The organism is Cedecea selenatireducens (assembly GCF_042138895.1).
GTDB classification, from domain to species: Bacteria; Pseudomonadota; Gammaproteobacteria; order Enterobacterales; family Enterobacteriaceae; genus Cedecea; species Cedecea selenatireducens.
Genome location: NZ_JBHIKW010000001.1, coordinates 26,077 through 45,340, shown reverse-complemented (window position 1 = coordinate 45,340; position 19,264 = coordinate 26,077). Strand labels below are relative to the sequence as shown.

At 53.0% G+C, this 19,264-nt stretch carries 15 protein-coding genes and 1 pseudogene; 11 read left to right on the top strand and 5 right to left on the bottom strand.

Annotated features, from left to right (window positions below; all coding sequences use genetic code 11):
* Nucleotides 1–19 precede the first annotated feature (19 nt).
* Nucleotides 20–1,480: a cardiolipin synthase gene (cls, locus tag ACE38U_RS00190; RefSeq protein ID WP_038482505.1), complete on the bottom strand. Its 1,461-nt coding sequence runs from the start codon at nucleotides 1,478–1,480 to the stop codon at nucleotides 20–22.
* Nucleotides 1,481–1,626: 146 nt separating this feature from the next.
* Here cls and ACE38U_RS00185 point away from each other — a divergent pair, with 146 nt between their 5' ends.
* From ACE38U_RS00185 to ACE38U_RS00175, 3 genes are all read left to right on the top strand, one after another.
* The gene (locus ACE38U_RS00185; RefSeq protein ID WP_008454259.1) at nucleotides 1,627–1,806 is read left to right on the top strand and encodes a YciY family protein; all 180 of its coding nucleotides are present in this window, start codon (nucleotides 1,627–1,629) and stop codon (nucleotides 1,804–1,806) included.
* A gap of 201 nt (nucleotides 1,807–2,007) precedes the next feature.
* The gene (locus ACE38U_RS00180; protein ID WP_375528932.1) at nucleotides 2,008–3,537 is read left to right on the top strand and encodes a sensor domain-containing diguanylate cyclase; all 1,530 of its coding nucleotides are present in this window, start codon (nucleotides 2,008–2,010) and stop codon (nucleotides 3,535–3,537) included.
* Nucleotides 3,538–3,564: 27 nt separating this feature from the next.
* Complete coding sequence (locus tag ACE38U_RS00175; protein ID WP_038482511.1) at nucleotides 3,565–4,329, top strand: EAL domain-containing protein; 765 nt, start codon at nucleotides 3,565–3,567, stop codon at nucleotides 4,327–4,329.
* A gap of 43 nt (nucleotides 4,330–4,372) precedes the next feature.
* Here the strand turns inward: ACE38U_RS00175 and ACE38U_RS00170 are convergent, their stop codons facing one another.
* Nucleotides 4,373–4,669 (bottom strand): YciI family protein, encoded by a 297-nt coding sequence (locus tag ACE38U_RS00170; RefSeq protein WP_038482514.1) that lies wholly within the window; start codon nucleotides 4,667–4,669, stop codon nucleotides 4,373–4,375.
* A gap of 223 nt (nucleotides 4,670–4,892) precedes the next feature.
* On the opposite strand from ACE38U_RS00170, the gene tonB reads away from it, so the two are divergent.
* From tonB to ACE38U_RS00135, 7 genes and pseudogenes are all read left to right on the top strand, one after another.
* Nucleotides 4,893–5,615 carry a TonB system transport protein TonB gene (tonB, locus tag ACE38U_RS00165; RefSeq protein WP_038483529.1) on the top strand — a complete coding sequence of 241 codons (723 nt, stop codon included), beginning with the start codon at nucleotides 4,893–4,895 and terminating at the stop codon, nucleotides 5,613–5,615.
* A gap of 282 nt (nucleotides 5,616–5,897) precedes the next feature.
* Nucleotides 5,898–7,559 carry a ShlB/FhaC/HecB family hemolysin secretion/activation protein gene (locus tag ACE38U_RS00160; RefSeq protein WP_375528931.1) on the top strand — a complete coding sequence of 554 codons (1,662 nt, stop codon included), beginning with the start codon at nucleotides 5,898–5,900 and terminating at the stop codon, nucleotides 7,557–7,559.
* Between the two features lie 9 nt (nucleotides 7,560–7,568).
* Nucleotides 7,569–8,870 (top strand): annotated as a pseudogene (locus ACE38U_RS22410) (filamentous hemagglutinin N-terminal domain-containing protein); the annotation flags it as partial.
* A gap of 824 nt (nucleotides 8,871–9,694) precedes the next feature.
* Entirely contained in the window at nucleotides 9,695–14,209 is a 4,515-nt protein-coding gene (locus ACE38U_RS00150; RefSeq protein WP_375528929.1) for a hemagglutinin repeat-containing protein, read from the top strand.
* Nucleotides 14,210–14,217: 8 nt separating this feature from the next.
* Nucleotides 14,218–14,604: a barstar family protein gene (locus ACE38U_RS00145; RefSeq protein ID WP_375528928.1), complete on the top strand. Its 387-nt coding sequence runs from the start codon at nucleotides 14,218–14,220 to the stop codon at nucleotides 14,602–14,604.
* 243 nt (nucleotides 14,605–14,847) lie between these two features.
* Nucleotides 14,848–16,134, top strand: a complete 1,287-nt coding sequence (locus ACE38U_RS00140) for a VENN motif pre-toxin domain-containing protein (RefSeq protein WP_375528927.1) — start codon at nucleotides 14,848–14,850, stop codon at nucleotides 16,132–16,134.
* Nucleotides 16,131–16,325, top strand: a complete 195-nt coding sequence (locus tag ACE38U_RS00135) for a CPCC family cysteine-rich protein (protein ID WP_071843004.1) — start codon at nucleotides 16,131–16,133, stop codon at nucleotides 16,323–16,325. The genes ACE38U_RS00140 and ACE38U_RS00135 overlap by 4 nt, the downstream gene beginning before the upstream one ends.
* Before the next feature lie 219 nt (nucleotides 16,326–16,544).
* Here ACE38U_RS00135 and yciA read toward each other — a convergent pair whose 3' ends face one another.
* The 3 genes from yciA to ACE38U_RS00120 are packed head-to-tail and all read right to left on the bottom strand — an operon-like array spanning nucleotide 16,545 to nucleotide 18,276.
* Complete coding sequence (yciA, locus tag ACE38U_RS00130) at nucleotides 16,545–16,937, bottom strand: acyl-CoA thioester hydrolase YciA (RefSeq protein ID WP_038482537.1); 393 nt, start codon at nucleotides 16,935–16,937, stop codon at nucleotides 16,545–16,547.
* Nucleotides 16,937–17,473 carry a septation protein A gene (locus ACE38U_RS00125; RefSeq protein WP_375528926.1) on the bottom strand — a complete coding sequence of 179 codons (537 nt, stop codon included), beginning with the start codon at nucleotides 17,471–17,473 and terminating at the stop codon, nucleotides 16,937–16,939. Before ACE38U_RS00125 ends, yciA begins: the two co-directional genes overlap by 1 nt.
* Before the next feature lie 59 nt (nucleotides 17,474–17,532).
* Entirely contained in the window at nucleotides 17,533–18,276 is a 744-nt protein-coding gene (locus ACE38U_RS00120) for a YciC family protein (RefSeq protein WP_038482543.1), read from the bottom strand.
* A gap of 330 nt (nucleotides 18,277–18,606) precedes the next feature.
* Here ACE38U_RS00120 and ompW point away from each other — a divergent pair, with 330 nt between their 5' ends.
* A complete protein-coding gene (gene ompW / locus ACE38U_RS00115; RefSeq protein WP_038482546.1) occupies nucleotides 18,607–19,239 on the top strand; it encodes an outer membrane protein OmpW in 633 nt (210 codons plus the stop codon).
* The last annotated feature ends 25 nt before the right edge of the window (nucleotides 19,240–19,264 follow it).

Sequence of the window (19,264 nt, the reverse complement as noted above, 5' to 3'; positions counted from 1 at the left end):
AGTGCTGATGCGCCACGTTTTACAGCAACGGACTAAAGAAGTAAAACAGTCGCTCGGTCATACGCTGCCACAGCGGGCGTTTTAGCCATAAATGCGCGTCCAACAGCCGTGAACGGGAAATATAGTCGTCCTGCACTGCCGCTAAATCACCGGCAAAACCTTCATCATCGATGACCAGCGTAATCTCAAAGTTGAGCCACAGGCTGCGCATATCCAGGTTCACGGTGCCCACCAGGCTTAGCTGGCCGTCAACCAGCACGCTCTTGGTGTGAAGCAGGCCCCCTTCAAACTGATAAATCTTCACACCTGCGGCAAGCAGTTCGGTAAAGAAGGCGCGGCTTGCCCAGCCGACCAGTAGAGAATCGTTTTTACGCGGGACAATAATGCTGACGTCCACGCCTCGCTGAGCCGCGGTGCAAATCGCATGCAGCAAATCATCACTCGGTACGAAGTAAGGGGTAGTCATTATCAGGTATTCGCGCGCCGCGTAGACGGACGTAAGCAACGCCTGATGAATCAAATCCTCCGGGAAGCCAGGGCCAGAGGCAATGGTATGGATCGTATGACCGCTCGCTTCTTCAAACGGCATGATGTTTTCATCCGGCGGCGGAGGGAGAATGCGTTTGCCGGTCTCTATCTCCCAGTCGCAGGAGTAAACGATGCCCATTGCGGTGGCGACCGGGCCTTCCATACGCGCCATCAGGTCGACCCACTGGCCCACGTTGGCATCCTGCTTGAAGAAACGAGGATCCACCATGTTCATGCTGCCGGTATAGGCAATGTAGTTATCGATCATCACCATTTTGCGGTGCTGGCGCAGGTCCATACGGCGCAGGAAAACACGCATCAGGTTAACTTTTAGCGCCTCGACAACTTCGATGCCCGCGTTGCGCATCATGTTCGCCCACGGGCTACGGAAGAAGGCCACGCTGCCGGCAGAGTCGAGCATCAGCCGGCAGTGAATACCACGACGAGCTGCGGCCATCAGCGACTCTGCTACCTGGTCGGCCATGCCGCCAGGCTGCCAGATATAGAACACCATCTCGATGTTATGGCGCGCTAGCTGAATATCGCGGATCAGCGCCTGCATGGTGTCATCTGAGCTTGTCAGCAGCTGTAGCTGATTGCCCTTCACGCCGGCGATACCCTGGCGACGCTCACAGAGCTGGAACAGCGAGCTGGCCACCTCGCTGGTTTCTGAGGCGAAGATATGCTTGCAGTTCTTCAGGTCCTTTAGCCATTTGGCGGTTGAAGGCCACATGGCGCGGGCGCGCTCTGCACGGCGTTTGCCCAGGTGCAGTTCCCCCACCGAAAGATAGGCAATAATCCCGACCAGCGGCAGAATATAGATGATAAGCAGCCAGGCCATTGCCGAAGGTACGGCCCGGCGTTTCATCAATATTCGCAGCGTAACGCCAGCGATAAGCAGCCAGTAGCCGAGAATAACCAGCCAGCTCACCACGGTATAGAAGGTTGTCATGCCTTAAAAATCCTTTTGAAACCGAAGAGTTGAGAGTGTACGCAGAACTTTCATTGCTTAACACTAAAAGTATACGCAAAACGGATGGTTTGCCCGGCAGAAGGTTCTATAATGGCGCGTCTTTTTTGGAAAATTGAGTCATAGAAATGAGGCGTAGCAGAACGGAAGTCGGGCGTTGGCGGATGCAGCGTCAAACGCAAAAACGCAGGGCGCGTTGGCTGGAAAGTCAGTCACGGCGCAATATGCGCATTCATGCCATTCGCAAGTGCCTGGTGAACCAGCAGCGTAATTCATTGCTGTTTGCCATCCACGATCGCTGGGCATAAGCATCGGGCACCGCGTGCGGTGCCCATCAAAAAATTCTTCTCCCCCTTAGAGTAAACCAGGAAATAAGCCTTCCTTTTGGCCGGAAATTACCGTTCCAAACGGCGGAAGTTTGTTTTTAAAATGATCGTGATCATCATCCGGGCAAAAAATAACGTCATAATCCTCGCGATTTTTCTTATATCTCCAGGATGTCTGAATAAGTGATTAGTGATTTAATTAAAAAGGATTTCTCTTACTCCAGGAGAATTAACTTTCTGTTTGTTATTATTGTTGCCGTGCTAATTGTTTTTAGCTCAATAATCTCCTATGTAAGTTATAATCACCAGAAAACCACGTTAAATGAAGAGAGCGAGGGTTTTGTTCACAATATTGCAACGTTCTACCTGGAGCAGCAGCTAAAAACCTTAGAGAATGCGCTATGGCAAAACTCTATTATGCTGAATAACAATTACGTTGAGGCACTGGTCAAGTCTGAAGACGAAGAACTGGAGAAAAAACTCACGACGTCAATCTCAATGCTGCCTGTCGTTTCAGGGTATATTATTGCTACGCGCGATGGCCGTTATAACAGTATCCCCAAATCTTACGTCGACAGTAATTATATTCTAGCGGGGCGAGACTGGTACGAACGCCTTAGTGCGAAAAACTCATTTGTTAACTACTCCCAAATTTATGCTAATGCGATAGATAAATCGCCGGTGGTGACGATTGCCAAACTGCTGCATGACGATAAAGGCGAGCGCTATGGCGTGTTTGCTATGGATCTGAATCTGATCAATATGAGCTACGTGCTGCGCCAGCTTGAGAGCCCGAGTGAAGGGCACTTCTCGATTGTCGATCGCCAGGGGCGAGCCATCCTGGATGCAGACAGCGATGCAATAGGCACCCCGACTGTCCCGCAGGCAGCCATTGAGCGAATGACCAACGGACTTGGTTCATTTCACGACAACGTCACCAGCAAGCGTTATTACTATTATTCTTTCTCTAACCCCGACTGGTTTGTCGTCTTTACCGTTAAGGATAAAGTAATAGATGAGCACACCTTCTACTATGTCTGGGTTATTTGGGTGGCATTCGCCTTCTGCCTGACCATTTATTCATTGTTGTGGGTCTTTATGCGCCATTCCATCAAATCGATGATCGTGGATATCGTTTCGATGATGCGCTTTGGTCGGCTTGAGTTAAAGAATGATGTAGATAAGCAAATTTTAAATGAGATTAATGAAAGCAGTCAGCAAATTAAAAGTGCAAAAAGTGCTTCACTAACGGATGGTCTCACCGGCCTGCTTAATCGTCGAAGCTTTGATAATGATATTAATTATTTATTAACCCGTAAAGCTCCCTTTAGCCTCGGAATTATCGATATTGATAACTTCAAAAAAATAAACGACGGATACGGTCATCTTGTTGGCGACACGGTTTTGAAAGTTATCGCTGATATGGGCATGGGGCTGCTGGACGATTACGCGAAGCTTTATCGTTACGGCGGGGAAGAAATTGCCTTTATTTACTTCTCCGATAATCAGGTTAAAGCCATGGAAATTATGGAGTGCTGGCGTAAACAGGTGGAAAGTAAAACCTGGCGTGAGCAAGGACTGACCGTCACCTTCAGCGGAGGGGTTTGCCCGTGGCGCGGAGAGGGCTACGAGGCGCTTATCGAGAAAGCTGACAGGCTGCTTTATAAGGCAAAATCCAGTGGTAAAAATAAAGTGGTTATCGCGACCAGCTAAGAAAAGCCTGCACTAAGGAGTTGTTACATGGAGAAAAGCGCTGAGTTCATCGTTAATCGCGTGATGAAGAATAACTTCAGCATGGCTTTTGAGTCGTTGCTACAGCCTATTTTCGACACATCAAGTTTTAAGTGTGTCGGAACCGAAATGCTCATCCGGGGCGTGCATCGCCGGGCCCTTGTCGCCCCGGATCTGTTTATTCACCGTCTGGAAGACAACGGCGGCATCGTTTCTTTGGGTGAGCATATTATCGCCACGGCTTTTAGCTACATGAAAGACGTCATCATGCCGCATAACAGCAGCTATTTAATGCACCTTAATCTTTCACCCGTGCAGTTGAATGACGTCGGTTTCGCCGGACGGGTTATTGCCCTCGCAGTGCAGCGCTCTGTGCCCGTGCAGCGCATCGTGTTTGAGATAACGGATAACCATCTTCCGTTAGATGACGCCGGGCGTGAAAATGCCGTTCGCCTTCGCGAGGCTGGCTTCTTGCTGGCGTGGGATGATATTCACAGCGTTGAGCAGCTGCAGGACAGGCTGGCCCAGGTGGATACGAACTTCATTAAGCTCGACCGCTCCTGTTTCAAGGCGACGTGCAGTGAGGAAACGCTGCGTATTGTCAGACGTGCGCAGGAGAGTGAAGTGGATGTTATTGCCGAAGGGGTGGAAACCTTTTCGCAGATGCAAATGCTGTTCAATAACAATGTCAGAATGGCACAAGGCTATCTTTTCTCGCGCCCCCTCGATCGGGACAGTTTTCGCCATAAGCATTTGCTGACGCCGGAAACCTGATTCCCTAGTGAGCCTGCTCACGGCAGGCTCGCTTCACCGCAAATCAGAACACTTTCTTGAAAGGCTTCACTGCAACATGAGCGTACACGCCTGCGGCGACATACGGGTCGGCGTCAGCCCAGGCCTTTGCCTCTTCAAGGGAGGCAAACTCGGCAATCACCGTTGACCCTGTGAAACCTGCCGCGCCAGGGTCGTTGCTGTCGACGGCTGGCATCGGGCCTGCGGTGAGCAAGCGGCCTTCATCGCGCAGCAGCTGGAGACGGGCAAGGTGAGCAGGGCGGACCGACAGACGTTTTTCCAGCGAGTCGGCAATATCTTCAGCATAAATGACGTACAACACGGGCACACTTCCTTCTTGATGTTGGGTTGTAAACCACGGTAAGTGAATGCCGTGCAGACTGCAATTGAAAGATAAACAGGATGTTAAATCCTTGAGATAATTAAGGGAAAAGTGCTTAGTGAGCAGGAAAAAATGCCTCTCAGGACGATGCGTTGTTGAATATGATTGCTATTTGCATTTAAAATTGTCGTCTCTTAAAGATACTGAAACCATTATGACGTCAATGACCCTTGATTTACCTCGCCGCTTTCCGTGGCCGACTCTTCTCTCCGTCGGGATTCATGGTGCCGTTGTGGCCGGGTTGCTCTACACCTCGGTACATCAGGTTATTGAGTCCCCAGCGCCTTCGCAGCCCATCAGCGTCACGATGGTCGCTCCGGCTGACCTTGAGCCTGCGGTTGTTCCGCCCCCGCCACAGCCGGTAGCGGAACCCGAGCCTGAACCAGAGCCAGAACCGATTCCTGAGCCGCCGAAAGAAGCCCCGGTGGTCATCCACAAGCCGGAGCCTAAACCCAAGCCGAAGCCTAAACCGGTGAAAAAAGTCGAGCAGCCGAAGCGTGAAGTTAAGCCGGTTGAAACTCGGGCGGCTTCTCCGTTTGAAAACAACGCTCCGGCACAGCCATCGCCAACCCCGGCGGCAAAACCGGCGCCAGCAGCACCGGCACCGTCGGTGAATACCGGGCCACGTGTGCTCAGCCGCGACAGGCCTCAGTACCCGGCGCGTGCCTTTGCGCTGCGCATGGATGGCAACGTACGCGTGAAGTTTGACGTGGATGCGGACGGCCGCGTGAACAACGTGGAGATTCTTTCCGCTCAGCCTGCGAATATGTTCGAACGTGAGGTTAAGCAGGCGATGAAAAAATGGCGCTACGAAAGCGGTAAGCCAGGGCAGGGCATTACCGTCAACATCAAGTTCCGCATTAGCGGCGGTGCAAGCGTGGATTAATCTCCACCCGTTCATCAAAAAGGCTGCATATGAAAATGTGTGGCCTTTTTTCTTTTCTGACTTCTTTTTATTTTATTGTTGATGGTTATTCGAACGACTTTTTGTTTTCTTATCATTTTTATTAAAAACAGTTAGTTATTTTCATGTCACTTATCTTAAATTTTAAAATAGACTTATCGCAAATTAACTACCAATAATAATAGGATTTTAATTTAAGACTTTTCTTATTTGAGTGTGGGCTGGCATACTTAAATGAAATGACAAAAAACTTACTTTAACTTTATGCGCCACTACCATAAAGCCGTTCTTTTGTACGCGCTATCTTATTATCCTTTGAGCTATGCCGCACCGCTAACGCCTGCCGACAGGGATACGGTTCTCCAACAGCAGCAGGATTTACTGCTGCAAAACCAGCAGCAGCGCGAAGAGATCCAGCGAAGCCTCAAGCCCCGGCTGGCAAGCCCTGCAGTGGGGCCAGAGCAGGGCCCCTGTTTTACAATCCGCCAAATCGTTATTGATAACGCCACGCTGCTTTCCGTGCGTGACCAGAACAGATTAATCACTCCCTATATTAATCAATGCCTCGGCATGGCGAAGATCAATAATCTCACGCGTGATATTTCTGACTGGTATATCAGCCGCGGATATATTACCAGTCGCGCATTTCTGACCGAGCAGGATTTGTCAGGAGGCACGCTGCATATTGCCGTGCTGGAAGGGAAGCTGCAGGCCATTCACATAGAAGGGGCTTCTTCGCGTCAGCTTAAAATGGCTTTTCCAGGGCTTGAAGAAAAAATACTCAACCTGCGCGATATTGAGCAGGGCATGGAACAAATTAACCGGCTGCGGGCCACGCCGGTACAAATTGAAATATTGCCTGGCGAGAAAGCGGGTGAGTCGATTGTTAATCTCACCGCAACCCCGGAATTCCCGCTACAAGCCGCGCTGGGATTTGATAATAGCGGGCAAAAAAGTACCGGCACCGGGCAGCTTACCGGCTCGCTGACCGCCAATAACCCGTTAGGGCTGGCCGATAAATGGTTTGTCAGCGGCGGGCGAAGCAGTGACTTTGCCAATGACTACGACGCGCAAAGTTTTCAGGCCGGGGTCAGCGTGCCCTGGGGCTATAGCCTGGTCGATTACAGCTACGCCTGGAGCGACTACCTCACCACCCTCAACAACAAAGGCTATCTGTGGCGTTCCACGGGGAGAGCCGAAACGCATCGCCTGAATCTCTCGCACGTGCTTTACCGAAACGGCGATCTGAAAACCGCCGCCACCATAGGCCTGACTCACCGCCTCAGCCGTAACTACCTCAATGACGCGCCGCTGCTCAGCAGCAGCCGCAAGCTCACCAGCCTGCAGTTCGGCCTTAACCATACGCAGAAAATTGGCGGCGGCGTGGCGACCTTTAACCCGTCATTCAGTCACGGCGTGCCGTGGTTTGGTGCCGAAAACGATAATGACAAACGTGATGATGCGCCCAGGGCCGGGTTTAAAAAATGGAGCCTGAGCGGCAGCTTCCAGCGCCCTCTGACGCAAAAAATGTGGTGGCTAACCAGCGTTTATGGGCAGTGGTCACCGGACCGACTTTACGGCAGTGAACGCTTAACGATAGGCGGTGAAAGCTCCGTTCGAGGCTTTAAAGAGCAATACCTTTCCGGCGACAACGGCGGGTATCTTCGCAACGAGCTGAGCTACTCCCTGTTCAGCCTCCCTTATCTGGGCGAAGTCAGCCTGAACGCAGCCGTGGACGGCGGCTGGCTGCGCAATGACAACGACGATCGGCAGGCTTCCGGGACGCTTTGGGGCGCTTCTGCTGGCCTCTCCGTGGCCGGGCGCTATTACTCCAGCCAGTTCACGGTTGGTTCGCCACTCCACTATCCGGGCGATCTGGCCCCGGATCATCTTGTGATTTATTACCGCCTGGGCCTGGCAATTTAAGGTAAAGATATGGATAAGCACCCCGTTGGATTAGCGAAGCGCCTGTTAAGTTACCTCGTCATGTGCCTGATTGCCGGGCAGCCGGTGTTTCCGGCGGTGGCGGCAACCATTAACCCGGTTACGCCGGGCGCGCAGATGGATCAGGCCGGAAACGGTGTGCCGGTGCTTAATATTGCCACGCCAAACCAGGCGGGGATCTCCCATAACCAGTTCCAGGACTATAACGTCGGCAAAGAGGGGCTGATCCTTAACAACGCCACCGGGCAGTTGACCCAGACCCAGCTAGGCGGGCTTATCCAGAACAACCCGAACCTCAAAATGGGACAGGAAGCCACCGGCATCATCAACGAGGTCATCGGCGGCAATCGTTCTCAGCTGCAGGGGTACACCGAAGTGGCAGGGAAAGCGGCCAACGTGATGGTTGCTAACCCTTACGGCATTACCTGTAACGGCTGCGGGTTTATTAATACCCCCAATGCCACTCTGACCACGGGTAAGCCTCAGTTTGATGCGGCCGGGAATCTGCTCGCGCTGGACGTCAGCAAAGGCAGCATCACGATAGAAGGCCAGGGCCTGGACGCCAGCAAAAGCGACGCGCTGTCGATTATTGCCCGGGCAACGGAGGTTAACGCCGGGATTCATGCCAAAGATCTCAAAGTGACCGTGGGCGCCAACCGCGTTTCATCTGGTGGTGCAGTCACGCCGATAGCCGGAGAAGGATCTGCGCCCGTGGTTGCCGTTGATACCGGTGCGCTGGGCGGAATGTATGCCAATCGCATTCACCTTGTTTCCAGCGATAAAGGCGTAGGTGTCAACCTCGGTAATCTTAACGCGCGCCAGGGCGACATTACCCTCGATGCCAACGGCAAGCTGGTGGTCAATAACAGCCTCGCGAGCGGCAACCTTACGGCACAGGCCGATAGCGTTGTGCTGAGCGGGGAGCACAAAAGCGGGGGCGCAGCGCAGGTCAATAGCCGCTCTGACATCACCGTAGCCAACGGCCAAATAGCCAGCGACCAGAACATCACGCTGAACGGTAATGGGAAGCTGGCGCTGAATAACGGCACGCTGACCGCAGGCAATAACATTCATTTAAATGCCGCAGCAATAAGCTCAGACGCTGCCAGTGAAGCTAACTCTGGCGGTGCGATTCACGCCAGCGCGGCTACACGCATGGACAATGCCGGTAAGCTGACGGCGGGCGGCGACGTTGCGTTATCTGCTGACCAACTGGCAAATAGCGGCCAACTCACCGCCAACGGCGCATTAAGCGTCAAAGCAGGGAATTTTAACGATAGCGGGAGCGTGCAGGCGCAGCACAACGTTCAGCTTGAACTCGGCACGTTCAACCATAGCGGCCAGCTGCTGGCTGGCACAGGGCTTACGGTTTCAGCCGGGGATGCGTGGATCGACGGCATGCTCAGCAGCGGCGGCGACCAGAACGTCAGCAGTAAAAATGCGCTGAACGTTGGCCGTAATGGTCAGCTTTTGAGTAACGGTAAGCTGGCGCTTCAGGCCGATAGCTTTAGCAATGCCGGCACGGTGAATGGCAGGCAGGATGTCTTGCTAAGCAGCAGGCTGTTTAACGGTCAACAGGGAAGCTTGCTGGCCAGCGGCGGTCATCTTCAGCTGTTTGCACAGGAAATGCAGAGTGCCGGGCAAATTACCTCGCTGGGTGGGCTGACATTCGAGGGCGACCGGTTAAAAACCCTTGTTGGCGGGCAGGTGCAGTCGCAGGGCAACATGTTGCTGCAGGCGAGGGATTCCGCCTTCCTGGCAGGAACGCAGGCCGCCAAAGGCGATCTTACGGTGAGCACTGGCACTTTTACACACGCCGGGAGCACCAGGGGAAACAACGTTTCACTGCGGGCAAAACAGCTTGAAACCAGCGGCAGTCTCCAGGCCGACGGCACAATGTCGCTTAGCGCGGACAACATTGTGCAGCAGGCTGGTGGTGCACTACTGGCTCAAAAGAACCTGCAGCTTAATGGAACAGCTTCACTAACCGTGGCTCGCTGGACAGCGATGCCTTAACGCTGGCTATCACCGGGCACATCGCTAACCAGGGCGACGGCAGAATCACCGCCCGCCATGGCCTGACGAGCACATCAGAAACCTTCCATAACGAGGGGCAGTTGGCGGCGAGCTCGCTTGATTTGTCTGTCCATAACGGCCTGACCAACAACGGTAGCGTACTGGCCGAGAAGAGCCTGAGCGTAACGGCGCCGGTACTCAACAATACCGGGCAGCTCGGGGGCTCATCTCTCACGCTGGATACCACCTCTTTAGATAACAGCGGGCTGCTTCAGGGTGGGCAGATCCTGACGTTAACCGCCGAAGATCTGACTAACCGCAGCGGCGGGAAAGTCATCAGCGGCAGCGGGCTTGAGCTTAGTATTCCGCAGTTAGCCAATGCCGGGCTGATTTCGGTAAAACAGGTACTGGCTATTGAGAGCCTGATGCTAGCCAACAGCGGCAATATCGAATCGCAGGCCGTGACGCTGAAAGCGGGTAACGACCTGTTGGTGAAAGGCTCTGCCGTTACCGCTGATGGCAACATTGCGCTGAAAGCCGGGAACAATGTCGCTATAGAGGCCGCGGAAGATCAAAGTTCCAGCTACAGCATGAAGAGCGTGAAGAAGAGCGGCGTATTTGGCGGTGGTGGCCTGGGGATCACCATTGGATCGCAATCTGCGAAATCTGAGCGTAAGGGTGCTGAAGTCAAGCAAAGCGACGCGCGGAGCGTGATCGGCACCACCGGCGGTAACGTGGTTATCGATGCGGGCAAGCAGGTCACCTTGAGCGCGGTTGATATGGTGGCAGGGCGTGCCGCTGACGATACGGCAAGAAAAACGGGCCATATTGATATTACCGGAAGCGACATTGCCATTATTCCTGGCAAAGATACCGTTCAGGAAACGGTGAAGCAGTCTCAAAAAAGCCAGGGGATTGGGATTTCCCTGTCCAACCCGATTGTGGACTCGGTGCTAAACCTGCGTGACATCGTAAAAGCTCGCGGGGACGGGATCTCTCAGGTTAAAGCGCTGTCGGCGGAAGGGGCTGCATCCGTGGCCGACTTCTCAAACGGGACTTCGCTGCCGCTGAGTTATGGCCGCTCGTCATCTCACAGTGAATCGCAGTTCAATGCGGAATACCTCACCGGCAGCCATCTGCAGGCGGCAGGTAACGTTCAGCTTAATGCAAAAGGAAATGCAGGCCAGGGCGATATTCTGATTAACGGTAGTCGAGTGGGGGCTGGCGAGGCGATCATTGCCGATGCGAAGCACGACATTACCGTCAGCGCGTCGACTGACCGTGAACAGCTCAGCCAGCATTCGGACAGTAAAAGCTGGAGTGTGACCAGCGCGATGCCGACCATTGGCTCTGCGATACGAACGGTAAATGGTGGCGCCAACCACGGCAGCAATGTGTTGCCGTTCGGCATGGAGCGCTCATCGGCGAACGGTGAGCGGGAAACTCAGGCTCAGACGGGCTCTCAGCTCAGCGGCCGTGAAATTTATCTCAACAGCCAAGAAGGGCGAATAGATATTTCCGGCAGCTCTCTGGCGGCAATCAACGATCTGCTGCTGGCGGCGGACAAAGGCGACATCAGCGTCACGGCCGGAAACCACACGCTGCGCGATGAGCAGCACGGCAGCCAGACGAAAGTAGGCAACCTGGGCGGCGATGGCTACAGCGGCACCGTGGGCTGGAGCAAAGGTAGCCAGTCTTCTCTGTTAGAGAGCCAGCAGCAGAGTACGTTGCGCAGCCAGCTTGCCAGCCAAAACGGCAATGTAGCTCTTCAGGCCGGAAAGGACATTGCGCTAAGCGGGGCTGATATCAGCGCCGGGAAAACACTGTTGCTGAACGGCGAAAACGTTCGAATTGACGTCAGTAAAGACGATCGCCATACGCAAAGTGAATCCTCTTCCACGCAATACGGTGTTAAAGGATCAACTTCAGGCGTTATCGTCAGCGCAGTTCAGGCTGCAGAAAAAACGGCCCGTTCGGTCCAGGAAGGCAAAGATCCGCGTCTGACGGCTATTTATGCGGCTCAGGCGGGCCTGAATGTGGCCAGCCAGACCATCCAGAATGACATGAATCCTTCCCTTATTAAGGTGAGCGTAAGCGTAACGGCAGGAAGCTCGAAGCAGCAGCAGGAGGCAACCCGTCAGAATCAGCAGGGCAGCACGCTTCATGCCGGAGAGTCAGTCATCATTAAAGCGCGCCAGGATATCGAAGGTGCAGGCGTTGATATCCGGGGGAAAACCGTTGTGCTGGATGCCGGGCGTGATATCACGCTCACGGCGGCACAAAACACCCAGTCGCAAAACAGCAGCAGCAGCGGTAGCCAGTTTAATGCAGGCGTGGGCTTCACATTAGGTAAGAACCAGAACGGCATCACGATCGAAGCTGGCTATAGCGCCAACAACAGTCACGCCAACGGTAATAGTCTGGGCAATAAGAACAGCAACGTGCACGCCGACGAGCTGCTGAGCCTCAACAGCGGGCGCGATACTGCTTTAACTGGCGCGGTATTGAGTGGTGATAAAGTTATCGCCACTATTGGGCGCGACCTGACCATTGCAAGCCTGCAGGACAGCGCTAAGTATGACAGCCGTTCAACGTCGTCCGGGGCCAACGTCAGCGTTTGCGTGCCGCCAATTTGCGTGGACAACACGGTACAGGGCAGCGCCAACTTCAGCGCGGAGAAGCTGCGTAACAATTACCAGTCGGTGATGGAGCAAAGCGGTATCCACGCCGGGCAGAGTGGGTTTGATATCACGGTTCGGAACCACACTCAGCTGGACGGGGCAGTGATTGCCTCAGACGCGACGGCAGATAAAAACCGCCTTGATACCGGCACGCTGGGCTGGAGCGAGCTGCACAATAAATCCGACTGGAGCGGCAACTCCGTTAACGTCGCAGTGTCGGGTGGCGCGACTCGTGACCTTAACACTGGCCAGTGGTCTCCTGTTTCGCAGGGGATGCCGACGACAGGCTATGGGCAGAATAAGGGCAAAGAACAGGGCACGACCAGCAGCGCAATTGCGGCTGGTAGCATTGTTATTCGCGATCCAGCAGGCCAGAAGCAGGACGTAACCGACCTCAGCCGGGACACGGCAAATGCTAACCACAGCGTAAAAGACGGATTTGATGCCGATAAGGTAAGAGATCGTCTTGAGATCCAAAGAGAAACTATCGCGCTGGGCACTCAGGCTGCGGATGTCTATAAATCGGCGATGATGAAAGAGGCCGATGAGAAAAACGCTGCGCTAAAAGAGGAGTTACGTAAACAGCTCCCGTTGGCAACGGACACAGCGCTGGATGGCGCAGTGAAAAGTGACCCTCGCTATATTGACGCTGATAAAGAATATGGCCCTGGCAGCGACTTCTGGCGAGCAACCAGCGCCGTGACGGGCGTAATGGCGGGCGTGCTGGGTGGAAATATTCAGGGCGGTATGGCTGCCGGTGCAGCGCCTTACATGGCGAAGTTGGTGAAGGATGTTAGCCAGGGTAATGAAGCCGCTCGTATCGCGCTACATGGTATTGTATCGGCCGGGCTCGCCAGTGCCCAGGGCGGTAACCCGCTAGCCGCCGCTGTCGGCGGTATGGGTTCTGCGGTGATGGGCGATAGCCTGGCAATGGCGTTTTACGGTAAAAAAGCCGAAGCGCTGGAGGGTAAAGAAAGGGACTTTATCAGCAATCTTGCTACCGCCATAGGCGCAGTGGCAGGCGGTAGCGTGGGTGGCGATATGTTCTCGGCCGCCAGCGGTGCAAATGCTGCGCGGGTTGAGATTGAGAATAATAATCTGGCAGTCGTCGTGCGTCTTGGTGTCACGGCATGCACTAAGATCGCTTCATGCCGTAACATGGTAGTTGAGAAAGGGTTGGGGGCGTTGCTGGGCATCGGCGTAGCGAAAACGGCGATGGACAATCTCTCAGATGCAGATCGCACAGTGATTCTGGCAGCGGCCATGACGGGTAAAGCCGAAGCAATAGAGCGGCTGACCCCGGAGCAACAGGCGGCGTATAAGGAAATGGCCGAGGGTCAGAAAGGCACTCTGCTTCCCTTACCGGCGCTTGACCGGCCGCTGATTGACAGTACGCTGACGAACCCCATCCCGGAGCAGAACAAAGGCACGACGCTGACCACACCGGATCAGAGAGATCGGAACGGCAGTAGCCATACCGGGAATTCCAGTGGTGTGCCTGATACGGGCGGAAATATTACGGTCACACCGATTCCTGATGGGCCAGGTAATGATGATCTGATTTATTTATCAACAGGAAAAAATACTGCCAGGTCTAATACAAATGAATCTATTCGATTTATTGACGGTGTAACCGTCAAAGATATAAAGACAGGAGAAAATTTTAGCGGAACAGTGGATTTAAAGCCTACTCTTGACAGGATCCAGAGTAGTGGTTCATATCCACATAAGAACGATGGTTCCACATTCCAGAATCGTCCTGATAGAGTTACTGGTAAAACAGGTCTCCCTCCGAAGCAGCCTGGATATTATAAAGAATATGTACATCCAACTCCAGGTATCTCAGGACCTGGCCCCCAACGAATTTTTGTTGGACAACAAGGGGAGGCATATTATACAAATGATCACTATAAGACGTTTATAAAAATCAAATAGGAGTTTAAATGACTGATTGTAATGATGTGTTTAAATTTGTTGATGGTCCGGCATCATATAATACCGGCGAGGTTTTCTTCGCCAGATTAGATCCGTTGATTGCTAGTACTGATGAACTACTAAATTCCATCTATTATTTGCTGTGGTTTCCTGGGTATTTTGGCTTTAACTGGAATGCATTGGAAGATTGTTTGAGTGATTTTTGTTGGATAGCCGAGAAAAAAATAATAATAGTTCATGATAGGTTGCCTAATATACCCAGTGATGATTTGAAAGTATATTTGGAGATATTAATGGATGTTGCCATGGATTGGATGGGACATGAGCAACATGTCTTAGAAGTCATATTTCAAGAGAAAGACAGAGAGAATATAAAAAAAATATTGATCTCGTAGTCAATGACTACTCAGATAAAATGGTCTCGGTGGCTTTATAGCATTGGCTGATAGGCTCGGAAGAAACCTTTTTCACCTAAACTTTCATCTTTATTAGAGTAGACGTTATCAAGCATAACGTAGCAGGCGAATCAGCAGCAGGACGTTGCCACGCTGAGCCGCGACACCGAACATGCCAACGGCAGTATCGGGCAGATCTTTAACAAAGACGAAGAGCAAAAACGCCTACAGACGGCGCAGCTGGTGGGTGAAATCGGCGGTCAGATGACCAGCGTGGTGGCAACCTATGGCGATCTGCAGGCGCTGGATGCGGTGCGTGCGAAAGACGGCAAATACGCCAACATGAGTGCTGAAGAGCTGCGTAATACGGAGGCCTACCAGAAAGCGTTCGGTGATTACGGCATCGGCGGCAAATATCAGATGGTGGCGCAGTCGGTGAGCGGAATTCTGGCGGGCGCAGCCGGGGGCAATTTCAATAAAGCCCTCGCGGGCGGCCTGAATTCGGTGATGGCGCAGGCTATTAAGGGAGCGACTGAAGGCCATGAACCTGCCAACCTGATGGCGCAGGCGGTCTGGGGCGCTCTGGCGGCGCAGCTTTCAGGCGGCAATGCAGCAGTAGGCGCGGCGGGCGCATTCAGCGGTGAGCTGGCGGCGAGACATATCGCCGCAGAGATGTTCCCGGATACAAAACTTGGGGATTTGAATCAGGACCAAAAACAACTCATTAGTCTGTTAGGCACTATGGCAGCAGGGATCGCCGGCGGCGTGGTGGGGAATAGCACCGCAGCGGCGACCACGGGCGCTCAGGCCGGGAAGAATGCGGTTGAGAATAACCTGATGGCAGTACCTATACCTCCCCCGGTGTTACCGGGGGAGGTAGGCGCAGCGGGGGCCGCCTCTGCAGGTGCCGTAGGTTACAATACCAGGGGTAGTGTTGGCCGTGACGGTGAATCTTGGGACGAAGTTGGTGGCGGCTGTGAAGAAACACGCGAGCAGTGCGCGGTGCGAGATGGAACACGTGATGGAACACGTGATGGAACCCGTGGACCAGGCCATGTAATAAATGGTGATGGCACGGAAGAGAACAGCCAGCCAAATGTCGGTAAAGATATTGCGAGGGCAACGGATAAAGAAAAAGCCGAACTTGGTGGAACTGGCTCAGGGACGCCGGGCGGTTGGGGGCCAGAAGATGAGGAAAAAGGGCGTAATGATGTCCAGAATAGTGGAAAACACAAGGATGATCAGATATGGACTGAAACAAGAAAGGATGACTCTGTTTCAAACGCCTACGGCCATTGGGATAAGCATAAAACTGAATTCCCAGAATTTAAAAATTCGAAGCAATACGTTGATGCTACACATGATTTTGTCAGAAACCCTCCAGAAGGAACATTAACGAAAACGCGAACTAATGGAGATACTTTGTACTATGAACCGAAAACAAATACTTTTGCGTCCAAAGATGCTAACGGCGTTCCCAGGACTATGTTTAGGCCTGAAAAAGGGATTGAATACTGGAATAAGCAATGAATAAAAATGAGCTTTACCCTTGTCCTTGCTGTGGCAATCGGACAATAAGTGAACTTGGCAACTATGAAATTTGCTCCATCTGTGGATGGGAAGATGATCCGGTTCAATCATCAGATCCTGACTTCGCGGGGGGCGCAAATACATTAAGTCTTATTGAATCTCGAAAGTGTTTTTTACTTAACTCAAAGTAAGCATGATTAAAAAGCTCTCAGCTCTCAGCTCTCAGCTCTCAGCTCTCAGCTCTCAGCTCTCAGGGATCGGGGAGGCGTCTACGGCATTATACCGCCGGGCCGATTGATACCGGCCAAAACGCGCCTGTTTATTGATTATCTTCTGCAGGAAATGCGGGAAACCAGGTCGGTCGCGTAAGGGGAAAATGAACTGCCCGGCGTAACCGGGCAGGAGAGTTACTAGGCTTGAGGTATCGCGCGAGGTTTGCCCGCTTTATCCACGGCTACGTAAATAAAAATGGCCTCGGTGGCTTTGTAGCGCTGGCCGATAGGCTCGGAAGAGACCTTTTTCACCCACACTTCCACATTGATGGTTATGGAGGTTGTGCCGCGCTTAACGCAGCGCGCGTAGCAGCAGACCACGTCGCCCACCGCCACCGGCTTCAGGAAGGTCATACCGTCCACGCGCACGGTGACAACGCGGCCGTGGGCAATTTCTTTGGCCTGGATGGCACCGCCCATGTCCATTTGAGCCATCAGCCAGCCGCCAAAAATATCGCCGTTGGCGTTAGTATCCGCCGGCATTGCCAGGGTACGCAGGACTAATTCACCTTGCGGTAATTCGTTCGACATTACTTCTCTTCCTGCGGCATATGACGATAGATATACACCCCACTCAGCAGGGTGAATACCAGCGTGAGGGCGGTGAGTCCGAAGACTTTAAAATTAATCCAGATACTTTCCGGGAGCCAGAACGCCACGTAAATATTCAGCAAACCGCAGGCGATGAAGAACAGCGCCCAGGCGATGTTAAGGCGAAACCAGACCACCGTCGGGAGTGAGATCTCTTTGCCCAGCATGCTCTGAATCAGCAGTTTGTTCATGCCGAACTGCATAAACAGTAGCGCGGCGGCAAACAGCCCGTAAATCAGCGTCACTTTCCACTTAATGAATTCCGCGTTGTGGAAGTAAAGCGTCAGGCCACCAAATACGGCAACCATCACAAAGGTGACCAGCGTGGTTTTTTCCAGCTTGCGGTATTTAAACCAGCTGTAAACCAGCGCGAGGGCGGTGGCGATGATCAGCGCCCAGGTGCCGACAAAAATGTCGTACATCTTGTAGAAAGCAAAGAAGACAATCAGGGGCAGGAAGTCGAGAAACTGCTTCATAATCTGTTCCGTAAAGAGGTGGCTCCTGACTATAACTCGCGGTCAGGAGCCGGGGAAGGTTATTGACGTATCAACATGTACAGGCGGAATAAGTAGATAAGCAGCACGGCCGAAATCAGGTTGCTTATGGTGTTCGCAATCACTGCCCCAACTTCTGGCGACAGTGCGGCAAAGCTTGAGGCCAGCAGCAGTAACGCCGTTTTTGCCGCCAGCCACGCGACGACCGCCGGGGCGACCAGGCGCATGTTTGACCAGACCAAACGCAGGCTGCTGCGCATGGAGCGGAAAATGCCCGTTTTATCCTGCACCAGCATCACCGGAGCGAGGGAAAGCAGGATGGCCAGCAGCACGCCTGGCACCACGACGAGCATAATGCCGATTTGCACCAGCAGCGTGGTCAGGAAGATCAGAATGAACATTTTTGGCAGCACCGGCGCCGAGGCACCAATCGCACGCAGGGCGCTGACGCGCTGACCAGCAGAGACGATTTGCATCAGCACCATCATGCTGGCCGCCAGAATGGCGTTGCCAATCAGGCCTGAAAACGTTGAGGCAGCAGACGCTTTCAGTAACACTTGCTGCTGCTCCAGCGACATATTCTGCACTAAATCAAACAACCCAACGCTACCCGCCAGGTTATCTCCCTCACTCAATATCGCCATTTGTTCTTCGCTGGGCGAGAACGCACGGCCAATAATCACCGAAATTAAGGCGCAAAGTAACGCAATCAGCAAAATGGTAATGAACTGATTACGAAGAAAATTTCCCGTGTCACGGTATACCGAACCCGCCGTGATAGACATGCACTCTCCTTGGTGTTGCTAGCGGTTATCAATCTGCGGGCAATTGTACCCTGGATGCAGGCGCCGTGGCACCACAAAGACTTTCTCTAAGCGGTTGAATAGCGTCGATTAGGCTGCAGGTTGTACAGATATGACAGAAATTTACGAAAACTGATAATTCAATAAAATTGATCTGGTTCCGCTTTGTTGTTTTTCATGCCGTCACTAAAAATTAATCCAGATCATTGAATGTTAAATTAGAAGGCAAAGTGTGATCGGTGTTAGATCACTTTGTACTTCTTTCTGAGTATATTCAGCCCGCTGTTAAAAAACCATAACAAGGGAAGGGCTATGAAAAAACTCACTCTGGCATTACTGGCGATGGGGTGTCTGTCCGGTGCGGCTTCGGCGCATCAGGCGGGAGAATTCTTTATGCGTGCGGGTACCGCGACGGTTCGACCAACCGCCGGTTCGGACGACGTGCTCAAGATGGGGAGTTTTAAGGTTGATAACAATACCCAACTGGGGCTGACCTTTGACTACATGGTCACCGACAACATCGGTATTGAACTGCTGGCAGCCACGCCGTTCCGCCACAAGGTTGGGCTTGGGCCAACCGGCGACCTGGCGACAGTGCATCAGCTGCCGCCGACGCTGATGGCGCAGTGGTATTTTGGCGATGCGGGTAGCAAAGTGCGTCCTTATGTGGGCGTCGGCGTGAACTACACGACTTTCTTTGATGCAAGCTTCAACGACACCGGCAAAAGCGCGGGTCTGAGCGATCTGAAAGTGAAAGATTCCTGGGGGGCGGCAGGCCAGGTCGGGCTGGATTATATGGTGAATGACGACTGGCTGCTGAACATGTCCGTCTGGTATATGGACATCGACACTACGGTGAAATTTAAAGCCGCGGGTGAGCAGCAAAGTATTAAGACGCGCATTGACCCGTGGGTATTTATGTTCTCCGCAGGTTACCGCTTCTAAGAAAAAAGGCCGGGTCTCCCCGGCC